The 10,272-nt window shown below is 61.1% G+C and carries 12 protein-coding genes; 6 read left to right on the top strand and 6 right to left on the bottom strand.

Features of this window, described 5'->3' with window-relative positions:
• The 5 genes from WA989_RS13400 to WA989_RS13380 all read left to right on the top strand — a co-directional run.
• Positions 1-1,170: aspartate aminotransferase family protein (locus tag WA989_RS13400; RefSeq protein ID WP_424340993.1), on the top strand; the 1,170-nt coding region annotated here is incomplete at its 5' end.
• 4 nt (positions 1,171-1,174) lie between these two features.
• Complete coding sequence (locus WA989_RS13395) at positions 1,175-1,576, top strand: ectoine synthase (protein WP_424340992.1); 402 nt, start codon at positions 1,175-1,177, stop codon at positions 1,574-1,576.
• 84 nt (positions 1,577-1,660) lie between these two features.
• Positions 1,661-3,115: an aspartate kinase gene (locus WA989_RS13390; protein ID WP_424340991.1), complete on the top strand. Its 1,455-nt coding sequence runs from the start codon at positions 1,661-1,663 to the stop codon at positions 3,113-3,115.
• Positions 3,115-4,455: an MFS transporter gene (locus WA989_RS13385; protein WP_424340990.1), complete on the top strand. Its 1,341-nt coding sequence runs from the start codon at positions 3,115-3,117 to the stop codon at positions 4,453-4,455. The genes WA989_RS13390 and WA989_RS13385 overlap by 1 nt, the downstream gene beginning before the upstream one ends.
• A complete protein-coding gene (locus tag WA989_RS13380; RefSeq protein ID WP_424340989.1) occupies positions 4,452-5,903 on the top strand; it encodes a sodium/proline symporter in 1,452 nt (483 codons plus the stop codon). The genes WA989_RS13385 and WA989_RS13380 overlap by 4 nt, the downstream gene beginning before the upstream one ends.
• A gap of 124 nt (positions 5,904-6,027) precedes the next feature.
• On the opposite strand, the gene fghA is transcribed toward WA989_RS13380, so the two are convergent.
• The gene (gene fghA, locus WA989_RS13375) at positions 6,028-6,861 is read right to left on the bottom strand and encodes an S-formylglutathione hydrolase (protein WP_424340988.1); all 834 of its coding nucleotides are present in this window, start codon (positions 6,859-6,861) and stop codon (positions 6,028-6,030) included.
• 137 nt (positions 6,862-6,998) lie between these two features.
• Entirely contained in the window at positions 6,999-7,319 is a 321-nt protein-coding gene (locus WA989_RS13370; RefSeq protein ID WP_424340987.1) for a hypothetical protein, read from the bottom strand.
• 61 nt (positions 7,320-7,380) lie between these two features.
• Between WA989_RS13370 and WA989_RS13365 the strand changes: the two genes are divergently transcribed.
• Complete coding sequence (locus WA989_RS13365; RefSeq protein WP_424340986.1) at positions 7,381-8,469, top strand: glutathione S-transferase family protein; 1,089 nt, start codon at positions 7,381-7,383, stop codon at positions 8,467-8,469.
• A gap of 4 nt (positions 8,470-8,473) precedes the next feature.
• Here the strand turns inward: WA989_RS13365 and WA989_RS13360 are convergent, their stop codons facing one another.
• The 4 genes from WA989_RS13360 to WA989_RS13345 all read right to left on the bottom strand — a co-directional run.
• The gene (locus WA989_RS13360; protein WP_424340985.1) at positions 8,474-8,977 is read right to left on the bottom strand and encodes a RidA family protein; all 504 of its coding nucleotides are present in this window, start codon (positions 8,975-8,977) and stop codon (positions 8,474-8,476) included.
• Positions 8,978-9,012: 35 nt separating this feature from the next.
• Complete coding sequence (locus WA989_RS13355; protein WP_424340984.1) at positions 9,013-9,399, bottom strand: VOC family protein; 387 nt, start codon at positions 9,397-9,399, stop codon at positions 9,013-9,015.
• 10 nt (positions 9,400-9,409) lie between these two features.
• Positions 9,410-9,787 carry a VOC family protein gene (locus tag WA989_RS13350; protein ID WP_424340983.1) on the bottom strand — a complete coding sequence of 126 codons (378 nt, stop codon included), beginning with the start codon at positions 9,785-9,787 and terminating at the stop codon, positions 9,410-9,412.
• A gap of 80 nt (positions 9,788-9,867) precedes the next feature.
• Positions 9,868-10,272: zinc-binding dehydrogenase (locus tag WA989_RS13345; RefSeq protein WP_424340982.1), on the bottom strand; the 405-nt coding region annotated here is incomplete at its 5' end.

Here is a 10,272-nt window from a genome sequence, read left to right as displayed (position 1 = left end):
ACCTATATCGACTTCCTTGCCGGGTGCTCGACCCTCAATTACGGGCACAATGATCCGGATATGAAGGCCGCCCTCATCGAGCATATCAGCCGTGATGGCATCGCCCACGGTCTCGATATGTACACCGATGCGAAGGCCGAATGGCTGAGCGCTTTCGAGGACAAGATCCTCAAGCCGCGCGGCATGGAAGACTACAAGATCATGATGACTGGCCCAACCGGCACGAACGCCGTCGAAGCCGCCGTCAAACTTGCCCGCAAAGTCACGGGCCGCACCAATGTGATCGCCTTTACCAACGGCTTTCATGGCATGACTATGGGCGCCCTTGCGCTGACCGGCAATTCCGGCAAGCGCGGCGGTTCCGGCACCGGCAGCGTCGGCCTGACAGGCACGACACACATGCCTTATGCTGGCGCCTTCGGCGACGATGTCGACACGCTCGCGCAAATCGAGACCATGCTCGACAATCCGTCTTCGGGCGTCGATGCTCCAGCGGCCTTCATCTTCGAGCCGATCCAGGGCGAAGGCGGCCTCAACGCTGCCTCGAAGGAATGGATGCAGGGTATTGCCCGCCTCGCCGAAAAGCATGGCGCGCTGCTCATCGTCGATGACATCCAGTCCGGCTGTGGCCGCTCAGGCGACTATTTCGGCTTCGAGATTGCCGGCATCAAGCCGGACATCATCACGCAAGCCAAATCGCTGTCCGGCATGGGTCTTCCCTTTGCCTGCGTCCTTCTCAAGAAGGAGCATGACATCTGGAAACCGGCCGAGCACAACGGCACGTTCCGCGGCAACAACCACGCCTTCGTGACGGCACGCGTCGCGCTTGAGAAATTCTGGAGCGATGACAGCTTCCAGAAACAGGTCCGCGAGACCTCGGATATCCTGACAGAAGGCCTGCAGAAGATTGCAGACCTCATTCCGGGCGCCAACCTCAAGGGCCGCGGCATGATGCAGGGCCTCGATGTCGGCTCAGGCGAGCTGGCCTCGGAAATCTGCGGACGGGCTTTCAAGAAAGGCCTCATCATCGAGACCTCTGGCGCCGACGATGAAGTCGTCAAGGTGCTCGCCCCTCTCACAACACCGGTCGACATGTTCCGCAAAGGCCTCGACATCCTGCTCGATGCCGCGCGCGAAGTCACCGAAACCAACAAGATTGCAGCGGAGTAAACTGATGATTGTACGCGACCTCAATGAGATCAAGAACACAGACCGCGCCGTTTCGGATGCGAAGTGGACGTCCTACCGGATGCTGCTCGCAGACGACAAGATGGGCTTCAGCTTCCACATCACCGTGCTGGAAGCCGGCTCGGAGCACACCTTTCACTACAAGAACCACTTCGAGAGTGTGTACTGTATGAAAGGCAAGGGCTCGATCACGGATATCGCCACCGGCGAGACCCATGAAATCAAGCCCGGCGTCATGTATGGCCTGAACCTGCATGACCAGCATATCCTGCGCGCAGAAGAAGAGCTTCACATGGCCTGCTGCTTCAATCCGCCGGTTACCGGCAAGGAAGTGCACCAGGCTGACGGCTCCTACGCTGCGCCGGAAGATCTCGAGACAGCCGGTTAGGCTGTCGACAGAGGGGAGGCTGGCCTGCCGTTCAGAACCGGCAGGCTGGCCAACCCAGCAACCAGACCAATCGAGAGACAGTCCATGTCCCATACTGTTGAAAAGATCGGCGGAACGTCGATCGCGAACACTGAAGTCATTCTCAATAATGTCCTGATCAACGGACATACCGGGGATGAGTTGTACAACCGCATCTTCGTCGTTTCGGCCTATGCCGGGATGACCGACCTCCTGCTTGAGCACAAGAAGTCCGGCAAGCCGGGCGTCTACGGCCTGTTCGCCAGCGCCGAGAACAAGTGGGAGTGGAGCGAGGCGCTGACCGATCTGTCACAGGCCATGCGCGAGAAAAATGCCGAAGTGTTCGGCGAACATTCCGACCGCAAGATTGCCGACAATTTCGTGCTTGAACGCGTCGAAGGCGTCCGCAACTGCCTGATCGACCTGCACAGGCTCTGTTCCTATGGCCAGTTCCGGCTCGACGAACACCTGCTCACCGTGCGCGAAATGCTCGCCGCCCTGGGCGAGGCCCATTCGGCTCACAACACGACGCTGCTGCTTCGCCAGCACGACATCAACGCCCAGTTCGTCGACCTGACAGGCTGGCGCGATGATGAGAAGCTGACCCTGGACGAGCGCATAGAGACCTCGTTCAAGGGCATCGATTTTGCCACCACGCTGCCCATCACCACGGGCTATGCAAGCTGTCTGGAAGGCATGGTGAAGCTATATGACCGCGGCTACACCGAGGTCACTTTCTCCCGCATCGGCGCGATGACCAGCGCCAAGGAAGCGATCATCCACAAGGAGTTCCACCTCTCCAGCGCCGACCCGAAACTGGTTGGCGATGACAAGGTGCGCAAGATCGGCAAGACCAATTATGATGTCGCCGACCAGCTCTCCAATATGGGGATGGAAGCGGTTCACCCGAAAGCCGCCAAGGGCCTGCGCCAGGCGGGCGTGCCCCTGCGCGTGAAGAACACGTTCGATCCGAGCGATGAAGGCACGATCATCACCGATGACTTCCGCCCGGAAGAACCGCGCGCCGAAATCGTGACCGGCATCAAGAGCCTGTTCTGCTTCGAGCTGTTCGAACAGGATATGGTCGGCGTGAAAGGCTATGATGCCGAAGCGCTGAAAGTGCTGACGCGTCACAATATCTGGATCGTCACCAAGAATTCGAACGCCAACACGATCACCCACTATGTGAACTGTACGCGCGATGCGCTGCAGAAGGCGGCAGCCGATCTGGAAGCCGCTTTCCCGAACGCCGAAGTCTCGATCCGCAAGGTCGCGATCGTCTCGGTGATCGGCTCCAGCCTCGAAGTTGACGGCCTCACAGCCCGGGCCAGTGCCGCCCTGTTCAATGCCGGCATCCGCCTGCTTGGCCTTCACCATCTGACCCGCAATGTCGACCTTCAGGCGATCGTCGCCGAGGAAGACTATGACCGCGCCGTCAAGACGCTGCATAAGGCGCTGGTCGAAGACTATGAGCCACGCTCTCTGCCTGCTCAGGATAGCCCGGTCCCCGAAGCTGCCTGATGCCATATTCAGCGCCAGCTGACGAACCAAATTCAGGATGGCGGGAAACGCTCGGTCTATACCGAAACGTTCTCGCCATCGTGAGTGCGCTCACCCTGCTACAGGGTGCAGCGGCTGCCCTTTCCGTGATGATCGCGCTGAGCCTGCAGGCCTCCGGCGCATCGAATGCCGCCCTTGGTCTGGTTGCGGCATTCTATGCCGGAGGGTTCCTTCTAGGAGCCATCCTCTCGCCAGCGCAGATCTCACGGATTGGGCACATCCGCTCTTTTTCCTTCTTCGCCGCGCTTGCGGTGATTGCCTCGCTGAGTTTCACCCTCGGCGTCAGCGTTATCGGATGGGCCTTCGTTCAGGCCGTGATTGGCGCGAGTACCGCGGCCCTCTTCACAGCCGGGGAAAGCTGGATCGCAGACAGTTCACCATCCAATCGCCGAGGCACCATCCTCGGCTTTTATCATGTGGTGGCCAAGATTGGCGCGATTGCCGGTCCGTTCGCCGTTATGGCAGGCGCGAACGGCGTCGCGGGATTCATGCTGGTCGCTGTTCTTTTCGCGCTGACCATCATGCCGATCACGGCAACCAACCGTTCGCAGCCTGAAATCAGCACCGGCACGCCTTTCGGGCCCCGCAAGATCCTGAAATACGCCCCCGCCGCGGCCTTTGCAGCGCTCTGTGCCGGGGCGGTCAACAATGCGGTGGCCCAGCTTTACCCCGTCTTTGCGCAATCAGTCGCGCCCGAAAGCCCTGCTGTCTTTGCGGCCAACTTCAATGGCGCGCTTCTCGCAGGCGCAATGATCGGGCTGTGGCCGGCAGGCTTCATCTCAGACCGGGTCGACCGGCGGCTTGTGATCGCAGCGACGGGCATCATCGGCGCAGCATCGGCGCTGGCGCTGGCGCTGTTCAGCGCCGTCATCCCGAAAAGTCTCATCCTCATCCTCGGCTTCACATTTGGCATGGGCGCACTCTCCTATTATGCCGTTGCTGTGGCGCATGCAGCAGACAGGGCAAGATCCGACCAGGCGACCTCCATGATGGCGGGCATCATCGTGATCTGGGGCATTGGCTCGATTATCGGACCGGTGGTTGCCGGCGTCGTCATGTCGACACCGCTTGGTGCGGCAGGCCTTTTCGCCTTCGCAGCGGGCTCGCTTGCCCTGCTCGCCGCCATCATGCTGACCAGAGCCGTCAACACAGACGCCGTCTCCGGAGACGAAAAAGAACCCTTTAACGCCACCCAGGCAACCAGTCTCGCCCTGTCGGAATTCGATCCGCGCGGCGAAGAGACCAATGAACAGTTCGACCTGTTCCTCGCCTGGATGGCCTCAGCGGAAGAAGACGAATGATCATTGCAAGCTTTCTCATCATCCTCGCCATATTCCTGATTGTCGGGCTCGCCTCGGCAAGGCAGGCGACAGGCGAGCGGACCGATTATTATCTCGCCGGCCAGAGCGTCTCGCCCTGGCTGACAGGCCTCTCCGCTGTCGCGACGAACAATTCCGGTTACCTCTTCATCGGTGTAATCGGCTATGCCTATGCCACCGGCCTATCGGCGCTCTGGCTGATGTTTGGCTGGATTGTCGGCGATTATATCGGCTCGACTTTCATTCACAAAAAGCTGCGCAATGCGACGGGCGTGACCAAGGAAGCCTCTTTCGCGTCTGTCCTGTCGCGCTGGTATGGCGATGATTTCATCTACTGGCGCCGCATAGCCGCGGTCGTCATGGTGGTCTTCCTCGGCGCTTATGCAGCGGCTCAGATTTCCGCAGGCGGCAAGGCGCTGGAAGGCGTCCTCGACATTGATCCGCGCATCGGTGCCATTTCGGTCGCCGCGATGATCCTTGCCTATTCAATTGCGGGCGGGATCCGCGCGTCGATCTGGACGGACGCGATCCAGTCCATTTCGATGCTGATCGCGCTGATCATCCTCGCCATCGTCGCCTTTTACGACCAGGGCGGCCTTGGCGAAGCGTTCGCCGCGATGCAGCCTCTGGACGAAGGCCGCTACATGAATTTGCTGCCCCAGCCCGATGAGTTGGTCGGCACAGGCGCTTTGGCTTTTGGCTTCTTCGTGCTCGGCTGGCTCGCGGCAGGTTTCTCGGTCGTCGGCCAACCGCACGTCATGGTGCGTTTCATGGCGCTCGATGACGAGAACAATATGCAGCGCACCCGCGCCTGGTATTATGGCTTCTTCATCCTGTTCTACATCCTCGCGGCCGGTCTCGGCCTTCTCTCGCGCCTCTTTCTGCCGGAGCTCGCCTCGGGCGATACAGAGCTTGCCCTTCCGCGCATGGCTCTCGAGCTTCTACCTGATGTCTTTGTCGGCCTCATCCTCGCCGGCATCTTCGCAGCGACCATGTCGACCGCAGACTCGGTCGTGCTCTCCTGCTCGGCCGCGATCACGCATGATTTGACGCCCTCGCGAATGGAGCACCCCTATCTTCTTAAAGGGGCGACAGCTGCCGTGACGGTTGGCGCGCTCGCCATCGCCCTCTCAGGCAGCCAGAGCGTCTTCACGCTGGTTATTCTTGCCTGGTCGACGCTGGCCGTCGCATTCGCGCCGCTGCTGACGCTTTACGCGCTCAACCGACGTGTGAGCGAGACAGTCGCCATCGGATTGATGATTGGCGGGATCGCGATCGCGCTTGTCTGGCGCTATGGGCTAGGCTGGCATGGCGGCATCTATGAAGGCCTGCCGGGCATCTTCATCCCGCTTGCAATTGGCTGGGCCCTGTCGCGCCCGGCCACGACGGCAGAGAAGAAGCGCGGCTCGGTCGAGCAGCCCGCGGAGTAGACCATGCCCAAACCGCCCTCGCCCTTCGACAAGCTCAGGGTGAGGGCGGCTTCGAGGCGTCAAACATTTCAGCGCAAAACACCCTCATCCTGAGCCTGTCGAAGGATGACGCGGCTTGCGCCGATCATCCATACAGCGCCTTGGCGTGGTGCATGATGTGGTCGTCCATGAAGGTGGAGATGAAATAGTAGGAGTGGTCGTAGCCGGGCCGCAGGCGGATAGCGAGCGGCTGGCCGGCCTCGCGGCAGGCGTCTTCGAACAGGCCAGGTTGCAGCTGCTCTTCGAGGAACTGGTCATCCTCGCCCTGGTCGATCAGGATGGTGGTGTCCAGCTGCGTCTCTTTTACGAGTTCGCAGGCGTCATACGCCTTCCACGCCGCCTCATCCTTGCCGAGATACGCCTTGAACGCCTTTTGGCCCCACGGCACCTGGCTTGGCGCAACGATCGGCGAGAAGGCTGACACGCTTTTGAAATGGCCGGGATTGCGCAGCGCCAGCGTCAGCGCGCCATGCCCGCCCATGGAATGGCCGAAAATGGATTGCCGGCGCATGTCGGCCGCAAAGTATGAGCGGATGAGGGCAGGCAATTCCTCCATCACATACTGGTCCATCTTGTAATGCTTGGCCCACGGGTCCTCGGTGGCCGTCAGATAGAAGCCTGCGCCCTGCCCCAGATCATAAGCCTCATCATCAGCGACATCCTTGCCGCGCGGGCTTGTATCCGGCGCGACAATCATCACGCCAAGCTCTGCGGCCTTTCGCTGAAGCCCGCCCTTTTCCATGACATTCGCCCAGGTGCAGGTCAGGCCTGACAGATACCAGAGCACAGGAACCGGATCGTCGGAGGTCTGCGGCGGGTCGAAGACCGCGAACCGCATCGTGCAGCCCAGCGTCTCGCTTTCATGCTCGTGAACGCTGAGATCGCCGCCAAAGCTTGTCCATTCCGATACTGTATCCAAGATAAATCCTCTGTGTTGCTGTCTATGGGTTCAATCAGAACCTAACACAGCGCACAGCCATTTCCACACGCCCTGGCGCGCGCATGTAATGTCCCGCCTGACCCATGAGCCCAATCCGGGCGCACAGGCCGTGCAGATCACTCGTTGCGGATGTGCTCGATCTCGTCTTTCAGGGTCGGCTCGAAATTCTCGCCGCTGCATGAGCGCACGCGCACATCATAGCCGAAGGGGACGCCCTGCTTGGCCTGTTTGGCGGGCGTCAGATGGACTTCGACCTTGTCATTGATGCTGAACCCGATCTGGTTGCCGACCTCGCAAAACACATCCACGGCCTGCTCGACGGTCGGCGCCCACACCTTGGCCGAGACGACTGCCGGTCCGGCCTCGCCGTCTGGAACATCATGGCCCTCGACGAGTTCTCCGCCCGCGACGATCGAATAGTGTTTGAACTCTGCCATGTTAGCCCTTTCGCGTGTCAGCGTGCTCACATAAGGACGGAAGGCGGAAGGATCAAAGACTATGGACGCATACACGCTCTACGGCGCTGAAGTGAGCTACTATACCGGCAAGGCGCGGGCGTATCTGCGCTGGCGCGGCGTGCCCTATGTCGAGCAGACCGCGACGCAGGAAGTTTATCGCGACATAATCCTGCCGACTGTCGGCTGGCCGGTCATCCCGGTGGTCCGCACGCCCGGCGGCGAGATCCTGCAGGATACAGCCGACATCATCGGCCATATCGAGGCCGTCGAGAGCCGCGATCCGCCGGTCTGGCCGCAAACGCCGCTCCTGCGTTTCGTGAGCGAGCTATTGCATCTCTATGGCGATGAGTGGCTGATGATCCCGGCCATGCACTATCGCTGGTCCTATAATGAAGACTGGGCCTATGCCGAGTTTGGCGCGCTCTCGGCGCCGCACCTCACACCGGAAGAACAATATGAGCTCGGCAAGAAGAATGGCGCACGCTTCAAGGGCGCGCTGCCTGTGCTCGGCGTCAATGAGACGACCATACCGGGCATCGAGACGAGCTATGAGGCCTTCCTTGAGGACTTCTCAGCCCATCTCGAAACCCATCCCTATCTCCTCGGCCACCGAACGACGCTGGCGGATTTCGCCTTCTTCGGCCCGCTCTACGCCCACCTCTACCGCGATCCGACCTCTGGCGAACTGATGAAGCGGCTGGCACCGAAAGTCGCCGACTGGGTGGAACGCGTCGAATCCGGCGAGCGCGGCGATGAGACGGTTCCGCATGAAGATACGGTCCACGCCACGCTGATGCCGATCCTGGAACGCCAGATGCGCGAACAGCTACCCGCCCTGCTGGCGACGGCGGCGCTCTATCGCGACTGGGCTTCGACAGCCGAAGCCGGCGAGCGCGTACCGCGTCAGCTCGGAAAGATCACAATCGAGATCGAAGGCTGCCAGGCGGAGGCCGCTGCGCGCAGCTTCCAGCTCTGGCGGCTGCAAGGCGCGCTCGATGTCTATCACGGTATGGACGAGCCGACCCGCACGCGCGCAGACGCGCTTCTGAACACGATTGGCGGGGCGGACCTGAAGCGCCTCGATTATCCCCGCCTCAAGCGCGAGAATTACAAGCTGGTCCTCGCCTGAGCTGTCAGCGCGCTCTGCCGATCACGGCGATACACTCGATCTCGAGCGCCGCGCCGAGGGCGAGCCCGTCTGCGCCAAGCGTCGAGCGGGCCGGCTTTGGATCGGGCAGCGCTGCGGTATAAGCGGCGTTCATGTCCTGAAACTGCGCCATGTCATCAAGGAAGACGGTGCATTTCACGAGGTCTGAGAGGTCCGCGCCGAACGCGTCCAGCGTGTTCGCCATGTTTACGAAGATCTGCGTCGTCTGCGGGCCAACCCCGCCCGGCACCAGCGTGGTCGTGGAATAGTCGAGGCCAAGCTCGCCGGAGAGATAGATTGTCTGGCCGACCTTCACGGCTTTCGAGAAAGGCAGCGTCGCGCCCTCCGCCACCACATCAGGCGAATAGTGCGATATGACAGGGCGCGTATCCATCACCATCTCGTCGCTATCCACCACGACGCAGCCGCCTACTGCAAACAGAGCGCCGCCCGCCAACAGGGCCGCAGCCATCTTCAGTTCATTCTTCATCTGTCTCTCCTGAAGGCGGCACACGGCCTCCCCTCCTAAAGCCGTTTGAAAACGCAGAGCTTGTGACCGTCCGGGTCGCGCAGATAGGCTAGATAGACCTTGCCGCCCGGGCTGTCGCGCTCGCCCGGTGGGCTGACGCCTTCGCAATCGGTCCCGCCATTAGCAAGGCCTGCCGCATGCCAGGCCGCGCCCTGCTCGGCGCTGTCGATGGCAAAGCCGATCGTCAGTCCGTTGCTCGGCGTCGTCCCCCCTTTGTCGAGCGGTTCGCCGACGACGAGGAACTGGCCATCCTTGACCCAGAACCAGCGGTCACGCTCCGGATCCTTCCAGCTCTGCGCGCCGCCAAGCGCCTCGAACAGCGCGTCATAGAATTTCCTGGAACGCTCAACATCATTGCTGCCGAGATGGACGTGGGTCAGCATGCGCCCCTCCCTAGCCGCGGCAGAGCGCGCAGAGCTTGTTGCCGTCCGGATCGCGCAGATAGGCGAGGTAGAGCTTGCCGGTGGCGTTCTCGCGCCAGCCTGGCGGGTCTTCGATCGGCTTGCCACCCGCCGCCGCACCGGCCTCGTGCCAGGCATCGGCTTCTTCGGGGGATTTCATCGCAAAACCGATCGTCATGCCATTGCCATGCGTCGCCGGCTCGCCGTCAATCGGCGGCGTCACGAGGAAGACCGCGCCATTGTGCAGGTAGATCAACCGCCCCTTTGGGTCCATGACCCCGGGCTTGCCGCCAATCGCCTGGAATGTGGCATCGTAAAACGTCTTGGCTTTGTCCAGATCATTCGATCCGACCATCATGTGGCTGTACATGTGCAGGCTTGCTCCTCTAAACTCCGGCATGGCGTAGCACTATCGCGGCTTGCGTCGCCAGAAAAATCAGCCGGCTCTGGCTAGTAAACCACAACGCTCCGGATGCTCTCGCCCGCATGCATCAGGTCGAAGGCGTCATTGATCTGGTCGAGCTTCATGACGTGGGTGATCATCGGGTCGATCTGGATCTTGCCGTTCATGTACCATTCGACAATCTTCGGCACGTCCGTGCGACCCTTCGCGCCGCCAAACGCGGTGCCGCGCCAGTTGCGCCCTGTCACTAGCTGGAAGGGCCGCGTCGCGATCTCCTTTCCGGCTTCTGCCACGCCGATAATCACAGACGTGCCCCAGCCGCGATGGCAGCATTCGAGCGCCTGGCGCATGACATCCGTATTGCCCGTACAATCGAAAGAATAGTCCGCCCCGCCATCGGTCAGCTCGACAAGGTGCGCGACGATGTCCTTTGTCTCTTTCGGATTGACGAA

The sequence above is a fragment of the Henriciella sp. genome (assembly GCF_049649345.1).
GTDB lineage: Bacteria > Pseudomonadota > Alphaproteobacteria > Caulobacterales > Hyphomonadaceae > Henriciella.
This window is presented reverse-complemented; position numbering and strand designations above follow the sequence as displayed.

Excerpts from the sequence above, each read along its gene's own strand:
- WA989_RS13370 (WP_424340987.1), bottom strand. The coding sequence starts at position 7,319 with ATGGCAGAGTTCAAACACTATTCGATCGTCGCGGGCGGAGAACTCGTC.
- WA989_RS13390 (WP_424340991.1), top strand. The coding sequence starts at position 1,661 with ATGTCCCATACTGTTGAAAAGATCGGCGGAACGTCGATCGCGAACACT.
- WA989_RS13395 (WP_424340992.1), top strand. The coding sequence starts at position 1,175 with ATGATTGTACGCGACCTCAATGAGATCAAGAACACAGACCGCGCCGTT.
- WA989_RS13385 (WP_424340990.1), top strand. The coding sequence starts at position 3,115 with ATGCCATATTCAGCGCCAGCTGACGAACCAAATTCAGGATGGCGGGAA.
- WA989_RS13365 (WP_424340986.1), top strand. The coding sequence starts at position 7,381 with ATGGACGCATACACGCTCTACGGCGCTGAAGTGAGCTACTATACCGGC.
- WA989_RS13360 (WP_424340985.1), bottom strand. The coding sequence starts at position 8,977 with ATGAAGAATGAACTGAAGATGGCTGCGGCCCTGTTGGCGGGCGGCGCT.
- WA989_RS13350 (WP_424340983.1), bottom strand. The coding sequence starts at position 9,787 with ATGTACAGCCACATGATGGTCGGATCGAATGATCTGGACAAAGCCAAG.
- WA989_RS13380 (WP_424340989.1), top strand. The coding sequence starts at position 4,452 with ATGATCATTGCAAGCTTTCTCATCATCCTCGCCATATTCCTGATTGTC.
- WA989_RS13355 (WP_424340984.1), bottom strand. The coding sequence starts at position 9,399 with ATGCTGACCCACGTCCATCTCGGCAGCAATGATGTTGAGCGTTCCAGG.